Source organism: Ramlibacter monticola, assembly GCF_016722785.1.
GTDB classification, from domain to species: domain Bacteria; phylum Pseudomonadota; class Gammaproteobacteria; order Burkholderiales; family Burkholderiaceae_C; genus Ramlibacter; species Ramlibacter monticola.
Genome location: NZ_JAEQNE010000003.1, coordinates 549,645 through 565,763, shown reverse-complemented (window position 1 = coordinate 565,763; position 16,119 = coordinate 549,645). Strand labels below are relative to the sequence as shown.

Sequence of the window (16,119 nt, the reverse complement as noted above, 5' to 3'; positions counted from 1 at the left end):
GGGGTCTTGAACTTGGGATCGCTATTGTGCGCCCACCCCCCTGCCGCAGGGCTGCATGTTGCCACGCAACCACTGGACCCGGATCGCTTCCGTCAGTCAGTCATAGGTTTCCGCCGCCGGATCGGTGGCTTCCAGCTCGTAGCTGGCTGCCAGCATCGCCAACCGGCCGATCACGCCGTACATGTAGAAGCGGTTCGGCGCGCTGGCGCCCGGCTTCTGTCCGGGCTGAGGTAAGCGCGTACTCTCGGCAAAGGCGAGGGGCACATAGACCGCGCCAGGGGCGTTGAGGTTCTCGTCGATCCCGCGGTCGGCGTGCACGCGGTAAAAGCCGCCCACCACGTAGCGGTCCATCATGTACACCACCGGCTCGGCCACGGCGTCGTTGATGCGCTCGGCCGTGAGCACGCCTTCCTGGATGATGACGTCGGTGATCGCCTTGCCGCCCTTGACGACCGGCGGCTTGTTCTTCGGCCGGTCGCGGATCTGGTCCAGGTCCTTGACGTCGCGCACCGTCATGATGCCCATGCCCTCGCTGCCGTAGTCGGCCTTCACGACGACGAAGGGCTTCTCGTTGATGCCGTATTCCTTGTACTTGCGGCGGATCTTCGCCATCAGGGCATCGACGTTGGCGCGCAGGCAGTCCAGCCCTTCCGACTTGGCGAAGTCCAGCTCGCCGCAGCGGTTGAACAGCGGGTTGACCAGCCAGGGATCGATGCCCAGCATCTTGCCGAAGCGCTTGGCCACGTCCTCGTAGCTCTGGAAGTGGCGGCTCTTGCGCCGCACCGACCAGCCCGCGTGCAGCGGCGGCAGCAGGTACTGCTCGTGCAGGTCCTCCAGGATGCCGGGCGCGCCGGCCGTGAGGTCGTTGTTCAGCAGGATGGTGCAGGGGTCGAAGTTCTTCAGGCCCAGGCGGTGCTTGCCGCGCACCACCGGCTCCAGCGTGACGGGGTCGTCGTGCGGGATCTGGATGGTGGTCTGCTTCTTGATGTCCGGGTCGATCGACCCCACCCGCACGTTCAGCCCGGCCATGCGGAAGATGCGCTGCAGCTGGGCGATGTTGCTCAGGTAGAAGCTGCTGCGCTTGCCGTTCTCCGGCACGATCAGGAGGTTCTTCGCCTCGGGGCAGATCTTCTCCACCGCGGCCATCGCCGCCTGCACGGCCAGCGGCAGCATCTCGGGGGTCAGGTTGTTCCAGCCGCCGGGATAGAGGTTGGTGTCCACCGGGGCCAGCTTGAAGCCGGCATTGCGGACATCCACCGAGCAGTAGAAGGGCGGGGTGTGCTCCATCCACTCCAGCCGGAACCAGCGTTCCACCGCGGGCATGGATTCGAGGATGCGCTGCTCGAGTTCGTTGATCGGGCCGGTCAGGGCCGTGATGAGATGCGGAACCATGCGGCCTTCTTGTTCTGGATGTCCTGGCGGAATCCCAACCGGGGAATTTTAGGAGCTGGGGGCAAGCGAGGTGCTTGCAAGAGGCACGCGCGGCGCCTCAGGTCCGCACTTCGCCGTTGCCCAGCACGATCCACTTCAGCGAGGTCAGGCCTTCGATGCCCACCGGGCCGCGCGCGTGGAACTTGTCGGTGCTGATGCCGATCTCCGCGCCCAGCCCGAACTCGAAGCCGTCGGCGAAGCGCGTGCTGGTGTTGACCATGACGCTGGCCGAATCGACCTCGCGCAGGAAGCGCTGGGCGTGCACGTGGTCGCGCGTCAGGATCGCGTCGGTGTGGTGCGAGGAATAGCGGTTGATGTGGGCGATGGCCTCGTCCACGCCGGCCACCACCTTCACGCTGATGATGGGGGCCAGGTACTCCTCGGACCAGTCCTGCTCGGTCGCCTCCTGCACGTTGGCGCCGGGCAGCGTCTGCAGGATCGCCCGGGCTTCCGGGTCGCAGCGCATCTCGACGCCTTTGGCGGCGAACACGGCGCCGATCTTCGGCAGGAACTCCTTCGCCACGCCGCGCGCCACGAGCAGGCCTTCGCTGGCGTTGCAGGGGCTGTACTTCTGCGTCTTGGCGTTGTCGGTGACCTGCACCGCCAGTTCCAGGTCGCAGGGATCGTCGACGTAGGTGTGGCAGTTGCCGTCCAGGTGCTTGATCACCGGCACCTTCGCTTCGCGCGAGATGCGCTCGATCAGGCTCTTGCCGCCGCGCGGGATGATCACGTCCACCGACTCGGGCATGGCGATCAGGCGGCCCACGGCCTCGCGGTCGGTGGTCTGCACCAGCTGCACCGCCTCGGCGGGCAGGCCGGCCTGCGCCAGCGCCTGCTGCACCAGGCGCGCCAGCGCCTTGTTGGATTCGATCGCCTCGGAGCCGCCGCGCAGGATGCAGGCGTTGCCGCTCTTGATCGACAGGCTGGCGGCCTCGATCGTCACGTTGGGGCGGCTCTCGAAGATCATGCCGAAGACGCCGAGCGGCACGCGCATCTGGCCCACGCGGATGCCGCTGGGCTGCTGCTTCATGCCGATCACCTCGCCGATGATGTCCGGCATGGCGGCGAGCTGCTCGCAGCCGACCGCCAGGGTCTCGACGATCTTGGGGGTGAGCTTGAGCCGGTCCACCAGCGGCGCGGCGAGGCCGGCCTCGGTGGCGCGGGCGACGTCCTTGGCGTTGTCGGCCTGCAGGCTTTGCACGCTGCCGCGCAGCAGGGCGGCCAGGGCGAGCAGGGCCTTCGCCTTCTCCGCCGCCGACGCCGAAGCCATGCGCGCCGACGCCTGCCGGGCCTGCAGGCCCAGGGTGTGCATGTATTCAGAGACGTTCAGGGCGTTCATGCCCCGATTATCGGGTCTTGTGCCCTCCCCCCGCCGGGGCGGGGCTGGCGACCGCGAGGCAGAGGTCCATGGCCAGGCGGTGCAGTGCCTGCCAGCCATCGGTCGGCCAGCCCGGCGTCTTCAGGCCCTTGACGATCCCGTCGACCACGTGCGCCGAGTGCAGGAGCTGGTCCAGCATCGGGGCGGTCAGCCGCGGCAGCACCCGCTCGAACAGCTTTTCCTTCGCCCCCCAGACCCGCTGCTCGCGCAGCGCCATCGGCAGCGGCTGCCCGGTGGAAAGCGCGTCCCTGACGCGCTTGAGCGCCCGGATGTCCTCGGCCAGCGTGTAGTGCACCAGCACCTCGGCCTCGCCTTCGGCCTCCAGCCCCTCCAGCATCCGCTGCACCCGCGCTGCCTTGCCCGCCAGGACCGACTCGGACAGCTTGAACACGTCGTAGCGGGCGACGTTCAGGACCGCGCTCTCCACCTGCGCGAAGCGCAGTTCGCCGGCCGGGTACAGCAGCGCCAGCTTCTGGATCTCCTGGTGCGCCGCGAGCAGGTTGCCTTCGACGCGATCGGCGAAGAACTGCAGGGTGCGCTGGCCCTCCTCGCCCGCGGCGACGCGCTGGTTCTGCTGCGCCAGGCGCTGGGCGATCCACTGGGGCAGCGCGCCGCGCTCGATGGTCTGCAGTTCGATCGCGACCCCGTGGCCTTCCAGCGCGCCGAACCAGGCGGTCTTCTTCGTCTGGAAGTCCAGCCGGGGCAAAAGCACCAGGGTGAGGGTGCTGTCGTTGCCGGCGGCGCTTTCGGCGATCTGCTGCAGGGCGGCGCCGCCCTCCTTGCCCGGCTTGCCGGAGGGGATGCGGATCTCGACGATCTGCTTGTCCGCGAACAGGCTCAGCGAGCCGCCGGAGGCGAGCACGGCGCCCCAGTCGAAATGGGCGCCCGCGACGGCGTGCACCGTGCGCTCCGTGTGACCCTGCGCACGCGCCGCCGCCCGGATCGCGTCGGCGGCCTCCTGCACCAGCAGCGGCTCGTCGCCGTGCAGGGTGTAGAGCGGGCGCAGCCCGCGCTGCAGGTGTTGCGGGAGTTGCGCGGCGGCCAATTGCATGCGGGGAGTTTAGCGGGGAGCCGGATTCGGACAGCCGAACGCAAAAGCCGCAAAAGGAAGAACAAAAGCCGCGAAAAACCTCGATTCAATGAATCTTCTTTCGCGGCTTTTGCGCCACTTTGGCGGCTTTTGCGTTAAGGCTTCGGTCTTCTTCCTACGTTACCTGCTCACGCGCCAGCGGGCCGCGTGCGCAGCCCCAGCTCGCGGCACTTCTCCACCGCCACGCCGCGGAAGATGTCCACCGCCCGGTCCATCAGGTCCTGCGTGATCGTCAGCGGCGGCGCGAAGCGGATCACGGTTTCGTGCGTTTCCTTCGACAGCACGCCGGCGGCCGCCAGCCGCAGCACCATGTCGCGCGCGGTGGTGCACGTCGGCTCGATGTCCACGCCGATCCACAGGCCGCGGCCGCGCACGTCGCGGATCAGGGGGGCGACCTCGGCCTGCACCTCGCGCAGGCGCCGGAACAGGTACTCGCCCTTGGCGGCGCACTGGTCCACCAGGCCTTCCTCCTGCAGGACCTTCAGGCCCTCCAGCGCGACGGCCGCCGCCAGCGCGTTGCCGCCGAAGGTGGAGCCATGGCTGTTCGGCACGAACACCTGCATCACCTTGTCGTCGGCGCAGAACGCGCTCACCGGCAGCAGGCCGCCGCCCAGGGCCTTGCCGAGGATCAGCGCGTCGGGCCGGATGCCCTCGTGCTGGAAGGCGAACCAGCGGCCGGTGCGCCCCAGGCCGGCCTGCACCTCATCGTCGATCAGGAGGATGTCCTTCTGCGTGCACCACTCGCGCAGGTCCCGGAAGAAGCCCGCCGGCGGCACGATCACGCCCGCTTCGCCCTGGATCGGCTCCACCAGCACCGCGCAGGTGTGCTCGGTGGCCGCCGCCTTGACGCTCTCCATGCCCCCGTAGTCGAAGTGCTGGAAGCCGTCGCAGAAGGGGCCGAAGCCGCTGCGGTAGTCCTGCTCGCTGGAAAAACCGACGATCGTGCTGGTGCGCCCGTGGAAGTTGCCGCGCGCCACCAGGATGCGCTGCATGCCGTCCGGGATGCCCTTGACGCGATGCCCCCAGCGGCGGGCGCACTTGATCGCGGTCTCCACCGCCTCGGCGCCCGTGTTCATGGGCAGCGCGCGCTCGAAGCCGGTGACCTCGCTGAGCTTTTCCAGCAGCGGGCCCAGCGTGGTGCTGTAGTAGGCCCGGGACATGACGGCGACTTTCTTCAGCTGGGCCTCCGCCGCCGCCACGATGCGCGGGTGCAGGTGGCCGTGGCTGACCGAGGAGTACGCGCTCATCATGTCGATGTACTCCTTGCCTTCCACGTCCCACACGAGGCAGTCCTTCGCGTGGTCGACCACCACCGGCACGGGCGCGTAGTTGCGGGCGCCGTAGCTGCCCTCCTTCTGGATGAAGGTCTGGCTGACAGGGGTTCCGGTGGCATCCATGCGAGCTCCCGACGGGTCTTACTAAGATGAGGCCACGGCGCGGCGCGCGCAAGAGCGCCGGCGCGGCATTAGTTCCCGAAGCGTCGCACTGCCGGACCGGCGGAGCTGTAGGGGAAACACCGGAGGCCCTGAAGGCCCCCCGGCGACCGGCTGCCCCGGCCGTGTCTTACAGGGTCTTGAGGGCCGCCAGCCGGCGCATCAGCTGCTGCACCAGGTCGGTCTGCATGTTCCGGTACAACATCGCCTCCTCGGCCTCCTTGGACAGCACGGCGGCCTCGTTGAAGCTGATATCGCGCTGCTGCAGCATCTCGGTGTCGGGGATCAGCTCCTTGCCCTGGGGGGTGCGGAGCTTGAACCGGATGCGCGTGCGCAGCTGGAATTCGCGCACCTGGCCGGTGGAGTTGAGGCCCACCACCACCTTCTCGCGCAGCTCGGTGGGCAGGTCCAGGATCACACGCGCCTGCTTGGTGTCGGCGCTCGCCGGCAGCACCTTCAGCCGCCCGTCGGCCGCCAGGCTGCGCCGCAGCTCGTTGGCGATCGGCGAGCTGGTCGGCGCATTGACGGCGATCGAATCGAAGGCGAACTCGGGCGCCTTGCGCAGCTCGAAGCCGCAGCCGGCGAGCAGCGCTGCCGCCCCTGCGGCGATCACCAGCCTGCGCTTCATACGACCACGTTGACCAGGCGGCCCGGCACCACGATCACCTTCTTCGCCGTCGCCCCGCCGGCGAACTTCTGGAAGCTCTCGCTCGCCAGCGCGATCTTCTCGATCTCCGACTTGTCGGCGCCGGCGGGCACCAGGATGGCCCCGCGGTGCTTGCCATTGACCTGCAGCACCAGTTCGACCTCGTCCTGCTTCAGCGCGCCCTCGTCGACCTTCGGCCAGGGCGCGTCGAGCAGGTCGCCCAGGGCGGCTGCGTAGCCCAGTTCCTTCCACAGCGCATGGGTGACGTGCGGCGTGGCCGGGTACAGCACGCGCAGCAGGATCGCGAAGCCCTCGCGCAGCGCGGCGTCCGCGCCCGGCTCGCCGTTGCCCTTGAAGTCCTCCAGCGCGTTGAGCATCTTCATCGCGCCCGACACCACCGTGTTGTACTGCATGCGCTGGTAGTCGTAATCCACCTGGCGCAGCACCATGTGGACCTCGCGCCGCAGCGCCTGCGCCAGCTTGCCCGAGGCCGCCGCGGGGGCCGCCGCCGCCGGGCCGAGTTTCAGCGCGAAGTTCCAGATGCGGCGCAGGAACCGGTAGCTGCCTTCCAGCGCGGCGTCGTTCCACTCCAGCGTCGCTTCCGGCGGCGCCGTGAACATCGTGTACAGGCGCGCGGTGTCGGCGCCGTACTTCTCGATCAGGTCCTGCGGGTCGACGCCGTTGTTCTTGGACTTGGACATGGTCGTCCAGCCCTCGTAGGTCACCGGCTGGCCGTCGGCCTTGGCCTTCGCCGAGATCACCTTGGCGTGCTCGTCGCGCTCGATGTCCAGTTCGTGCTGCCAGAAGTACTGCTTGCCGGTGGTGGTGCGCGAGAACGCCTCGTTCAGCACCATGCCCTGCGTCAGCAGGCGGGTGAACGGCTCGGCGATCTTCACCAGGCCCAGGTCGCGCATGACCTTGGTCCAGAAGCGCGCGTACAGCAGGTGCAGGATGGCGTGCTCGATGCCGCCGATGTACTGGTCCATCGGCATCCAGTAGTCGGTGCCGGCGGCGACCATCTTTTCGGCATCGCGCGGGTCGCAGTAGCGCATGAAGTACCACGAGGAGTCCACGAAGGTGTCCATCGTGTCGGTCTCGCGCCGGGCCGGCTTGCCGCACACCGGGCAGGTGCAGGCGAGGAAGTCCTCGCGGCGGTTCAGCGGGTTGCCGCTGCCGTCCGGCACGCAGTCCTGCGGCAGCACCACCGGGAGGTCCTTCTCGGGCACCGGCACGGCGCCGTGCTCCTCGCAGTGGATGATCGGGATCGGCGTGCCCCAGTAGCGCTGGCGGCTGACACCCCAGTCGCGCAGGCGCCAGGTGGTCTTCTTCTCGCCCAGGCCCTTCTGCTGCAGGTGGTGCGCCACCGCGTTCACGGCGTCCTTGTAGTTGAAGCCGCTGAAGATGTCGGAGTTGATCGTGACGCCGTTCTCCTTGTCGGCGTACCACTCCTGCCACCTCTTGTAGTCGTACGCCTGCCCGTCGACGTGAACGACCTGGATGATCGGCAGGCCGTACTTCAGCGCGAAGGCGAAGTCGCGCTCGTCGTGGCCGGGCACGCCCATCACGGCGCCGTCGCCGTAGCCCATGAGCACGTAGTTGCCGACCCACAGGTCCACCGGCTCGCCGGTGAGCGGGTGCGTGACCTTCAGGCCGGCGGGCATGCCCTCCTTTTCCTTCAGGGCCAGTTCGGCTTCGGTGGTGCCGCCCTTCTTGCACTCCTCGATGAAGGCGGCGAGCTTCGGGTTGCCCTTGGCCGCCTGCGTCGCGAGCGGGTGCTCCGGCGCGACGGCGGCGAAGGTCACTCCCATGATCGTGTCGGCGCGCGTCGTGAACACGTACATGCGCCCGTCGCCGATCAGCTGGCCGTCGTCGCCGCGGATGTCGTGCGTGAAGGCGAAGCGCACGCCCTCGCTGCGGCCGATCCAGTTCTCCTGCATCAGCTTGACGCGCTCGGGCCAGCCACCCAGGTCCTTCTGCACGAAGTCGAGCAGTTCCTGGGCGTACTCGGTGATCTTGAGGTAGTAGCCGGGGATCTCGCGCTTCTCCACGACGGCGCCGGTGCGCCAGCCCTTGCCGTCGATCACCTGCTCGTTGGCCAGCACCGTCTGGTCCACCGGGTCCCAGTTCACGACCTGGGTCTTGCGGTAGGCGATGCCCTTTTCCAGCATCTTCAGGAACAGCCACTGGTTCCACTTGTAGTACGCCGGGTCGCAGGTGGCGATCTCGCGCGACCAGTCGATGGCCAGGCCCATGGCCTGCATCTGGCTCTTCATGTAGGCGATGTTCTCGTACGTCCACTTCGCCGGCGGCACGCCGTTCTTCAGCGCCGCGTTCTCCGCCGGCAGGCCGAAGGCGTCCCAGCCCATGGGCATCAGCACGTTGTAGCCGTTCATGCGCAGGTAGCGCGTCAACATGTCGTTGATCGTGTAGTTGCGCACGTGCCCCATGTGCAGCTTGCCGCTGGGATAGGGCAGCATGGAACAGGCGTAGAACTTCTTCTTCCGCGTGTCCTCGGTCACGCGGTAGGCGTCGCGCGCGGTCCATTCGTCCTGCGCCGCCTTCTCGACGGCGAGGTGGTTGTACTTGTCGTCCATGGTTCCGAAATTCTAGGGGCTAGGGGAATGGCCCCTATTTGGCGGGTTCGGCCACGAAACCGATGCGGCTCAGGCCCGCCTTGTGCGCCACGCCCATCACCTCCACCACCCGCCCGTAGGGCACGGTGGTGTCGGCGCGCAGCTGGATCTCGGTTTCGGGGTTCTGCTTGGCCGTCGCCGCGAGCTGGTCGGCCAGCTCCAGCGCGGTGACGGGTTTGTCGTTGAGGAAGGCCTGGCCGGCGCGGTCCAGCACCAGCGTCACGAAACGCGGCGCGTCGGCCGCCTGCGTGCCCTCGGCGCGCGGCAGGTCGAGGCGGATCGAGCTGGCCAGCAGGGGCGCCGTGATGATGAAGATCACCACCAGCACCAGCATCACGTCGACCAGCGGCGTGACGTTGATCTCGCTCATGGGCTCCTGGCCCTTGGTACGTTCCAGGCGGCCGAAGGCCATGTCAGGCGGCCGCGACGGGCGTCGCCGGATGGGTCAGCAGCTCGCGCAGGTCGCGCGCGAAGCCCTCCAGGTCCGCCTCGATGCGGCCGATCAGCCGGCCGAAGATGTTGTAGCCCAGCACGGCCGGGATGGCGACGGCCAGGCCGGCGGCCGTCATGATCAGCGCCTCGCCGACCGGGCCGGAGACCTTGTCGATCGTGATCTGGCCGGCGCTGGCGATGCCCGTGAGCGCGTGGTAGATGCCCCAGACGGTGCCCAGCAGGCCGACGAAAGGCGCGGTGGAGCCCACCGTGGCCAGCAGGACCTGCCCGAACTGGAGCTTGAACAGCACGCCGTGCAGGGCATTGCGCAACACCCGCGTGAGCTGCTGCGACTTGTCGCCGGCGGCGGCCAGCGAGCCCGCCCCCTGCACCTCGGTGGCGGCGATGAGCGGCAGCACCAGGGCGTCGCGGTCGAAGGCGGCGACCTTGTCCCGGCCCTCGTGCACCGAACCGGCCTGCCAGAAGGCGGTGGTGCTGCGGGCGACGTCGACGCCGGCCCGGCGCAGCATCCAGCCCTTCCACAGGATGACCACCCAGCTCGACACCGACATGGCCAGCAGCAGGACCGCCACCACCTGGGTGACCGCGTCGCCCTGGCGGAAGAGATCGAGGAAGCTCATTCGATCCGCCGCCGGGCCGCCCCAAGGCGGATCGCGCCCCCCTCGGGGCCGTGGGGGGTCACGACCGCAGGCCCAGGACGTCGAACATGTCGAACAGCCCTTTTTCCTGCCCGGCCAGGAAGCGCACGGCCCGCAGGCTGCCCTGCGCATACGTGGCGCGGCTGGCCGACTTGTGCGTGATCTCGATGCGCTCGCCGGTGCCGGCGAACAGCACCGTGTGGTCGCCGACGATGTCGCCGCCGCGGATGGTGGAGAAACCGATGGTCGACGGGTCGCGCTCGCCGGTGACGCCCTCGCGCGCGTACACGGCGCACTGCTTCAGGTCGCGGCCCAGGGCCTCGGCGATCACCTCGCCCATCTTCAGCGCGGTGCCGGACGGCGCGTCCACCTTGTGGCGGTGGTGCGCCTCGATGACCTCGATGTCGTAGCCGGTGGACAGCGCCCCGGCGGCCATCTCCAGCAGCTTCAGCGTGACGTTGACGCCCACGCTCATGTTGGGCGCCATCACGATGGCGATGTCCTTCGCCGCCTCGACGATCTCCGCCTTCTGGGCCTCGGTGAAACCGGTCGTGCCGATCACCATCTTGACGCCGCGCTCGCGGCACGCCTTCAGGTGCGCCAGGGTGCCTTCGGGGCGGGTGAAATCGATCAGCACGTCCGCGTGGCCGAGGCCGGCGCCCAGGTCGGCCGTCACCGGCACGCCGCTGGCGTGGCCCAGGAAGGCCGCGGCGTCGTTGCCGATCGCGGGGCTGGAGGCGATGTCCAGCGCGCCGGCCAGCCGGCAGTCGTCGGAGGCGCGGATCGCCTCGATCAGCATGTGGCCCATGCGGCCGGAGGCGCCCGCCACCGCCACGCGGTGTTCGGAGCTGCCCTGGGGCGGCCGTTGCGTGGCGCCGGCCACGGCCACGTTCTTCAAAGCCTGCGTGCCTTTGGTCATGCGGTCCTCAGCGCGCGGGGGCCTCGAGGGGCGGGTAGTTGGTGGGACCCGCTGGCGCGGGCGGCGCGGCCGGCGGGGCGGGTTCCGCCGGCGCGGCGGCGGCCGGCGCCCGCGTGCCGGCGGCGCGCAGTTCGTCTTCGCTCGCCTCCAGCTTCGGCACCTTGCCGGCCTTGCGGCGGTTGTCCAGCGTGGAGACGAATTCGGCCTCGCTGGGCATGGCCTCGCCGCCCTCGGTGCGCTCCAGGGCGTCGCCCTTGAAGAACACGGCCAGGTGGCGCTGCTGGGGCGGCACGCCCTGGCGCCTGAGGGTGAAGACGTAGTCCCAGCGGTCGCCGTGGAACAGGCTGCTCACCAGCGGGGTGCCCAGGACCTGGCGGACCTGGTCGCGGCTCATGCCGGGCTGGAGCGCCTGCACCTGCTCGCGGGAGATGAAATTCCCCTGCACGACCTCCACCTTGTAGGGAGTCAGGGCCGTGCTGACACGGTTGCCCATGTTGTCGAAGGAGCCGCAGCCGGCCAGTAGTAAGAGAGCCACAACCGGGAGCGTGACTCGCGGCTGGCGCAAGAGACTGACGAGCATGGGACAGGCGGGGGAGAGGCCAGGCGATATGATCGGGGCATTGTAGCGGCAGCACCATGTCCAACATCGACGAACTCAAGAGCACCGGCCTCAAGGCGACGCTGCCCAGGCTGAAGATCCTGGACGTGTTCCAGAAGGGCTCGCAGCGGCACATGACGGCGGAAGACGTGTTCCGCATCCTGCTGGAGGAGCGCTCGGACATCGGCCTGGCGACCGTGTACCGCGTCCTGACGCAGTTCGAGCAGGCCGGCATCCTGACCCGCAGCCACTTCGAGAGCGGCAAGGCCGTCTACGAGCTGAACGAAGGCACCCACCACGACCACCTGGTCTGCCTGGACTGCGGCCGCGTCGAGGAGTTCTACGACGCCGAGATCGAGAAGCGCCAGCACGCCGTGGCCAAGACCAAAGGCTTCCAGATCGCGGAGCATGCGCTGAGCCTGTACGCGCATTGCACGAAGCCGAACTGCCCGAACCGGCCGCAGAAGTAAACCCCCGCCTTCGCGGGATCGACGGCTAGCCGCCCTTTTCCATGGCGCGGCGATGCCGCTCCACGAATTCCTGGTACGTATCCACCCCCCGCAGCTGCAGGATGGTGTTGCGCACCGCCGCCTCCACCAGCACGGCCATGTTGCGGCCGGCCACCACCGGGATCACGGCCTTGCGTACCGGCACGCCCAGCACGTCCTGCGTGAGCGGCTCGTAGGGCAGCCGCTCGTACTCGCGCTCCATGGTCTCGCGCCGCACCAGGTGCACGATCAGGCGCAGCCGCATCTTCCGCCGCACGGCCGTCTCGCCGAAGATGGCCCGGATGTCCAGCAGGCCGATGCCGCGCACCTCCAGCAGGTTCTGCAGCAGCTCGGGGCAGCGGCCCTCGATGGTGGTCTGGTTGACCCGGTACAGGTCGACGGCGTCGTCGGCCACCAGGCCGTTGCCGCGGGTGATCAGTTCCAGGCCCAGTTCGCTCTTGCCCAGGCCGGATTCGCCGGTGATCAGCACGCCCAGGCCCAGGATGTCCATGAACACGCCGTGCATGGACGTCCGCTCGGCGAAGTGCTTGGACAGGTAGGCCCGCAGCACGTCGATCACGAAGGCCGAGGGCTCGTGAGTGGCGAACATCGGGATCTGCGCCCGCTCGCACATGGACAGCAGCGCCTCGGGGGCGGTCTGGTTGTCCGTCAGCACCAGCACCGGCGGTTCCAGCGTGACGATGCGGGAGATGCGGCGGGCACAGTCCTCGGCCGTCGCGTTGGTCAGGTAGGCGACCTCGCGCGCGCCCAGGATCTGGACCCGGTAGGGGTGGATGTAATTCAGGTAGCCGACCAGGTCCGCGCCCGAGCGCGCGGCGCGCACGGCGACCTCGTCGAAGCGCCGTTCGGACGCACCCAGCCCGGCGACCCACTCCCATTTCAGCTGGGAGCGATGGTCTTCGAACAGGACGTCGGCGCTGACGACGGTAGGCTTCAAGCGCTCGCGAACCTCATTACTGCGATTGGGCGGATTGCCAGGTGGCGATGAGCTGATGGAGCTGCGTGCTGTCGCCGCTGGTCTTCATCTTCTCGCGCAGGGGCGCGTCGCTCAGCAGCTCGGCGATCTCCGACAGGATCTCCAGGTGCTTCTGCGTGGCGGCCTCGGGCACCAGCAGGAAGATCAGGAGCTTGACCGGCTGCTCGTCGGGCGCATCGAAGCCGATCGGGTGGGCCAGCTGGAACAGCGCCGCCATTGGCGCCTTCAGGCCCTTGATCCGCCCGTGCGGGATGGCCACGCCGTGGCCCAGCCCGGTGGAACCCAGGCGCTCCCGGGCGAACAGGCTGTCGGTGATCAGCGCGCGCGACAGGCCGTGGAGGTTCTCGAACAGGAGCCCGGCTTCCTCGAAGGCCCGCTTCTTGCTGGTGGCGTCGACGCCGACCAGGACCTGGGCGGGCGGCAGGATGGACGCTAGGCGATTCATGGTAACTGGGCCGAATTATGCACGCGTGACAGCCCTACTCCGTAAACCGGGGGGTCGGCGTCAATCCCCTTAATGAACGAGGCCCGCACATCGCGGGCCTTGTCGGTACTTACGGTCGCTGGGATCCTTCCGTCACATCACGCGTTTGGCCGATTCGTGGTGGTGGTCCTGCACCCGGGACTTGTGGCGCCAGACCTGGCGGTCCAGCTTGTCGACCAGTTCGTCCAGGGCGGCGTACAGGTCTTCGTGGGAGCTCTCCGCGAAGAGGTCGTTGCCCTTCACGTGGATCTTGCATTCGGCGCGCTGCCTTCGCTCCTTCTCCTGGTTCTTCTCGACGGTGAGTAGGACCTTGATATCGACGACTTGCTCAAAGTGACGGGTGATGCGATCGAGCTTGGTGGTCACGTAGTTCCGCAGGGCGGGGGTTACTTCGAGGTGGTGACCGCTGATCGTCAGGTTCATGGAGCCTCCTGTTGCACTCGCTCGGGTTGGTGGCGCCGGTCCGTGGCGCCCGGAAGGATGCTTCGAATCTGCAGATAGCTTGCGATTCACTATGCCCGCGGTGTCATCAAAAGGCAATTGATTTCCCTCAAGGCCGAGGCGTGAATGGAAATGACACGAAGTGCGGTTCGTAAGTGCCCGTGCGTGCTCGCGTTTCGACGCAAACACACGTCGCCGGCCCGTGCGCGAACGCCCAATGAAAAGCGGCCCCGAAGGGCCGCAAAGAATCTCGGGGCGGACCGGCGGTCCACCCCTTGACAGGAATGCGTTCAGCCGGCGGCGCTCAACGAAGGCGCCACAGCGCGGCGGCATCCAGCCGGTTCCAGCCGCCCACGGCGGCCTTCGGATGCGCCTGGGCGCCCGGGCGCTCCAGGTTGGCGTGCTCCACGCGATCGGCCTGCGGCTTGTCGCGCGGCGTGTCGCTGTAACGGTTGCTGGTCTTGGGTTCCTTGAACATGGAGTGCTCCTGCCGGTGGGGGGCGTCAGCTGCCGCTGCCGGTGCTGGGGGTGCGTTTCGGGTCCTGCGAAGGTCCGCTGGCGAGTTCCGCATGCCGCACGATGAACGGCCACGCGTGACCGCTTCGGGGGCGACGCGAGGCCAAGGTGTTCTCCTTGGCTTCGGCGGCGGCGGGACGCCAGTTCGAGCGGCTGGCGTTCGGGTCGGTCGCTAGCTGGATCATCTCGGCTCCTTGCAGGTACTTGGGAGGGCCTTGCAGCCCTGCGATGGAATCAATGTAGGGCCGGCTCCTGAGCCGTGGTGTCGGACGTTCTGGCCCAGCCGTGTAGGATTTGTCCTGCGCCTGGCACAACAGTAAGGGTCTTGCCGGATGGACGCCGCGGCCCCTTGCTGCCAGCGCAATGCCGAGCCGCACGCCCGCCGCCGGTGCGGGCGCGGCATAATCGCCCATCCTTTTCACGCAGGAGAGCACTCCTTGGAAACCAGCCCTAGTCGGCGGCTTTCCGGGTGACTGGCCGAGATTCCAGTCGTTCCGGAAGCTGACCTTCGCGCCCAGCCCCGAACCCATTGGAATCGAAGCCCGATGCTCAATATCTTCACGCTCGCCAACGGCCGCCTCTTCCAGGAAGAGATCGAGTCGCTGGAGGAGCTCTCCCGCTTCCAGCCGATCTGGGTGGACCTCGAGGCGCCCACGCCGGAGGAGAAGCGCTGGGTCAAGCAGTACTACGGCCTGTCCATCCCCGAAGACGCGATGGATGAGGACATCGAGGAGTCGGCCCGGTTCTACGAGGAAGACAACGGCGACCTCCACATCCGCAGCGACTTCCTGATCGCCGGCGACGACGAGCCGCGCACCGTGCGCGTGGCCTTCATCCTCAACCTCATGAACAACGCGCTGAAGAGCCACGGCGTGCTGTTCTCCATCCACGACGAGGACGTGCCGGTGTTCCGGCTGCTGAGGCTGCGCGCGCGCCGGGCCCCCGGCCTCATCGAGGACGCGAAGGAGGTGCTGCTGAAGCTGTTCGATGCGGACGCCGAATATTCGGCCGACACGCTGGAAGGCATCTACGACGAGTTGGAGAAGGTCAGCCGGCAGGTGCTGGCGGGCGAGGTGAGCGACACGCTGGCCGGCGAGGTGCTGGAAGCCATCGCCCACCAGGAGGACCTGAACGGCCGCATCCGCCGCAACGTGATGGACACGCGCCGCGCGGTCAGCTTCATGATGCGCAGCCGCATGCTCAGCGCCAGCCAGTTCGAGGAGGCGCGGCAGATCCTGCGCGACATCGAATCGCTGGACAGCCACACGGCCTTCCTGTTCGACAAGATCAACTTCCTGATGGACGCCACCGTCGGCTTCATCAACATCAACCAGAACAAGATCATCAAGATCTTCTCGGTGGCCAGCGTGGCGCTGCTGCCGCCGACGCTGGTGGCCAGCCTGTACGGCATGAACCTGCAGTTCCCGGAGATCCAGGTGCTGGGACGCGCGGCCTACCCCTACGTGCTGTTCATGATGGCGGCCAGCGCGCTGGTGCCCATGTGGTACTTCCGCAAGCGGGGCTGGCTGCGCTGACGCGGTTCGCGGCGCGCGCGTAAGATCGTCGGCGCATGACGCTCGCGCCCATCCGTCGGCTGATCGCCGCCCGCCAGCTGGGCTGGCTGCTGGCGCTCGCCCTCTGGTTGCCCATGGCGCAGTGGGCCGCGGCCACCCACGCGCTGCTGCACCTGCACGCCAGCGTGTCGGAGCAGCATGACCGGCCCGCGCAACTGCCCGACTCCTGCGAAACCTGCGTCGTCGCGGCCGCGGTGACGGGCGCGGCACCCGTCGCCGAATTCAGCCCCCCGGAGCCCCTGCAACTGCCCGAACTGCAGCCGCCGGCCCGGCCGACCTCCTTCGTCCCGCTGTCGCCGCGCGCCGGGTACGACAGCCGCGCCCCGCCCTCCCTGCACGCCTGAAGCCTTCCCGGCCCCACGTCGCGTCGCGGCGTGGCCTGCTTCCATCGTGCAAGGAG

At 68.3% G+C, this 16,119-nt stretch carries 18 protein-coding genes; 3 read left to right on the top strand and 15 right to left on the bottom strand.

The annotated features are described in order from the left end of the window. Positions 1-96: 96 nt before the first annotated feature. The 10 genes from gshA to JJ685_RS16195 all read right to left on the bottom strand — a co-directional run bounded on the left by gshA (position 97) and on the right by JJ685_RS16195 (position 11,201). The gene (gshA, locus tag JJ685_RS16240; RefSeq protein ID WP_201675303.1) at positions 97-1,392 is read right to left on the bottom strand and encodes a glutamate--cysteine ligase; all 1,296 of its coding nucleotides are present in this window, start codon (positions 1,390-1,392) and stop codon (positions 97-99) included. A gap of 97 nt (positions 1,393-1,489) precedes the next feature. After that, the gene (locus tag JJ685_RS16235) at positions 1,490-2,770 is read right to left on the bottom strand and encodes a glutamate-5-semialdehyde dehydrogenase (RefSeq protein WP_201675302.1); all 1,281 of its coding nucleotides are present in this window, start codon (positions 2,768-2,770) and stop codon (positions 1,490-1,492) included. A 7-nt stretch (positions 2,771-2,777) separates the two neighbouring features. After that, on the bottom strand, positions 2,778-3,860 hold the full coding sequence (gene holA / locus JJ685_RS16230) for a DNA polymerase III subunit delta (protein ID WP_201675301.1): 1,083 nt from the start codon (positions 3,858-3,860) through the stop codon (positions 2,778-2,780). Between the two features lie 167 nt (positions 3,861-4,027). Further along, on the bottom strand, positions 4,028-5,296 hold the full coding sequence (rocD, locus tag JJ685_RS16225; RefSeq protein WP_201675300.1) for an ornithine--oxo-acid transaminase: 1,269 nt from the start codon (positions 5,294-5,296) through the stop codon (positions 4,028-4,030). Between the two features lie 166 nt (positions 5,297-5,462). Next, positions 5,463-5,960 carry an LPS-assembly lipoprotein LptE gene (locus tag JJ685_RS16220; protein WP_201675299.1) on the bottom strand — a complete coding sequence of 166 codons (498 nt, stop codon included), beginning with the start codon at positions 5,958-5,960 and terminating at the stop codon, positions 5,463-5,465. Beyond that, on the bottom strand, positions 5,957-8,572 hold the full coding sequence (leuS, locus tag JJ685_RS16215; RefSeq protein ID WP_201675298.1) for a leucine--tRNA ligase: 2,616 nt from the start codon (positions 8,570-8,572) through the stop codon (positions 5,957-5,959). The genes JJ685_RS16220 and leuS overlap by 4 nt, the downstream gene beginning before the upstream one ends. A 34-nt stretch (positions 8,573-8,606) precedes the next feature. After that, a complete protein-coding gene (locus tag JJ685_RS16210; protein ID WP_201675297.1) occupies positions 8,607-9,023 on the bottom strand; it encodes an ExbD/TolR family protein in 417 nt (138 codons plus the stop codon). Position 9,024: 1 nt separating this feature from the next. Continuing rightward, positions 9,025-9,684: a MotA/TolQ/ExbB proton channel family protein gene (locus tag JJ685_RS16205; protein WP_201675296.1), complete on the bottom strand. Its 660-nt coding sequence runs from the start codon at positions 9,682-9,684 to the stop codon at positions 9,025-9,027. A 58-nt stretch (positions 9,685-9,742) separates the two neighbouring features. Next, positions 9,743-10,621, bottom strand: coding sequence for a 4-hydroxy-tetrahydrodipicolinate reductase (gene dapB / locus JJ685_RS16200; protein ID WP_201675295.1), 879 nt, complete (start codon positions 10,619-10,621; stop codon positions 9,743-9,745). A 7-nt stretch (positions 10,622-10,628) separates the two neighbouring features. Further along, complete coding sequence (locus JJ685_RS16195; RefSeq protein WP_201675294.1) at positions 10,629-11,201, bottom strand: outer membrane protein assembly factor BamE; 573 nt, start codon at positions 11,199-11,201, stop codon at positions 10,629-10,631. Positions 11,202-11,257: 56 nt separating this feature from the next. Here JJ685_RS16195 and fur point away from each other — a divergent pair, with 56 nt between their 5' ends. Next, positions 11,258-11,689, top strand: a complete 432-nt coding sequence (gene fur / locus JJ685_RS16190) for a ferric iron uptake transcriptional regulator (RefSeq protein WP_201675293.1) — start codon at positions 11,258-11,260, stop codon at positions 11,687-11,689. Positions 11,690-11,714: 25 nt separating this feature from the next. Here the strand turns inward: fur and hprK are convergent, their stop codons facing one another. From hprK to JJ685_RS16165, 5 genes are all read right to left on the bottom strand, one after another. Then, positions 11,715-12,665, bottom strand: coding sequence for an HPr(Ser) kinase/phosphatase (gene hprK / locus JJ685_RS16185; RefSeq protein ID WP_201675292.1), 951 nt, complete (start codon positions 12,663-12,665; stop codon positions 11,715-11,717). A 16-nt stretch (positions 12,666-12,681) separates the two neighbouring features. After that, positions 12,682-13,149, bottom strand: coding sequence for a PTS sugar transporter subunit IIA (locus JJ685_RS16180; protein WP_201675291.1), 468 nt, complete (start codon positions 13,147-13,149; stop codon positions 12,682-12,684). Between the two features lie 132 nt (positions 13,150-13,281). After that, positions 13,282-13,611, bottom strand: a complete 330-nt coding sequence (gene hpf / locus JJ685_RS16175) for a ribosome hibernation-promoting factor, HPF/YfiA family (protein ID WP_201675290.1) — start codon at positions 13,609-13,611, stop codon at positions 13,282-13,284. Positions 13,612-13,933: 322 nt separating this feature from the next. After that, positions 13,934-14,107 (bottom strand): hypothetical protein, encoded by a 174-nt coding sequence (locus JJ685_RS16170; protein ID WP_201675289.1) that lies wholly within the window; start codon positions 14,105-14,107, stop codon positions 13,934-13,936. Positions 14,108-14,132: 25 nt separating this feature from the next. Then, positions 14,133-14,330, bottom strand: coding sequence for a hypothetical protein (locus JJ685_RS16165; protein WP_201675288.1), 198 nt, complete (start codon positions 14,328-14,330; stop codon positions 14,133-14,135). 360 nt (positions 14,331-14,690) lie between these two features. Here JJ685_RS16165 and JJ685_RS16160 point away from each other — a divergent pair, with 360 nt between their 5' ends. Continuing rightward, positions 14,691-15,680: a magnesium and cobalt transport protein CorA gene (locus JJ685_RS16160; protein ID WP_201675287.1), complete on the top strand. Its 990-nt coding sequence runs from the start codon at positions 14,691-14,693 to the stop codon at positions 15,678-15,680. Between the two features lie 35 nt (positions 15,681-15,715). Beyond that, positions 15,716-16,063, top strand: a complete 348-nt coding sequence (locus tag JJ685_RS16155) for a hypothetical protein (RefSeq protein ID WP_201675286.1) — start codon at positions 15,716-15,718, stop codon at positions 16,061-16,063. The last annotated feature ends 56 nt before the right edge of the window (positions 16,064-16,119 follow it).

What these genes read in the sequence shown, in the direction of transcription:
- JJ685_RS16170 (WP_201675289.1), bottom strand. Translation starts at nt 14,107, where the DNA reads ATGTTCAAGGAACCCAAGACCAGCAACCGTTACAGCGACACGCCGCGC.
- hpf (WP_201675290.1), bottom strand. Translation starts at nt 13,611, where the DNA reads ATGAACCTGACGATCAGCGGTCACCACCTCGAAGTAACCCCCGCCCTG.
- dapB (WP_201675295.1), bottom strand. Translation starts at nt 10,621, where the DNA reads ATGACCAAAGGCACGCAGGCTTTGAAGAACGTGGCCGTGGCCGGCGCC.
- JJ685_RS16180 (WP_201675291.1), bottom strand. Translation starts at nt 13,149, where the DNA reads ATGAATCGCCTAGCGTCCATCCTGCCGCCCGCCCAGGTCCTGGTCGGC.
- JJ685_RS16205 (WP_201675296.1), bottom strand. Translation starts at nt 9,684, where the DNA reads ATGAGCTTCCTCGATCTCTTCCGCCAGGGCGACGCGGTCACCCAGGTG.
- JJ685_RS16160 (WP_201675287.1), top strand. Translation starts at nt 14,691, where the DNA reads ATGCTCAATATCTTCACGCTCGCCAACGGCCGCCTCTTCCAGGAAGAG.
- JJ685_RS16155 (WP_201675286.1), top strand. Translation starts at nt 15,716, where the DNA reads ATGACGCTCGCGCCCATCCGTCGGCTGATCGCCGCCCGCCAGCTGGGC.
- fur (WP_201675293.1), top strand. Translation starts at nt 11,258, where the DNA reads ATGTCCAACATCGACGAACTCAAGAGCACCGGCCTCAAGGCGACGCTG.
- JJ685_RS16195 (WP_201675294.1), bottom strand. Translation starts at nt 11,201, where the DNA reads ATGCTCGTCAGTCTCTTGCGCCAGCCGCGAGTCACGCTCCCGGTTGTG.
- leuS (WP_201675298.1), bottom strand. Translation starts at nt 8,572, where the DNA reads ATGGACGACAAGTACAACCACCTCGCCGTCGAGAAGGCGGCGCAGGAC.
- rocD (WP_201675300.1), bottom strand. Translation starts at nt 5,296, where the DNA reads ATGGATGCCACCGGAACCCCTGTCAGCCAGACCTTCATCCAGAAGGAG.
- JJ685_RS16235 (WP_201675302.1), bottom strand. Translation starts at nt 2,770, where the DNA reads ATGAACGCCCTGAACGTCTCTGAATACATGCACACCCTGGGCCTGCAG.
- holA (WP_201675301.1), bottom strand. Translation starts at nt 3,860, where the DNA reads ATGCAATTGGCCGCCGCGCAACTCCCGCAACACCTGCAGCGCGGGCTG.
- JJ685_RS16220 (WP_201675299.1), bottom strand. Translation starts at nt 5,960, where the DNA reads ATGAAGCGCAGGCTGGTGATCGCCGCAGGGGCGGCAGCGCTGCTCGCC.
- JJ685_RS16165 (WP_201675288.1), bottom strand. Translation starts at nt 14,330, where the DNA reads ATGATCCAGCTAGCGACCGACCCGAACGCCAGCCGCTCGAACTGGCGT.
- JJ685_RS16210 (WP_201675297.1), bottom strand. Translation starts at nt 9,023, where the DNA reads ATGGCCTTCGGCCGCCTGGAACGTACCAAGGGCCAGGAGCCCATGAGC.
- gshA (WP_201675303.1), bottom strand. Translation starts at nt 1,392, where the DNA reads ATGGTTCCGCATCTCATCACGGCCCTGACCGGCCCGATCAACGAACTC.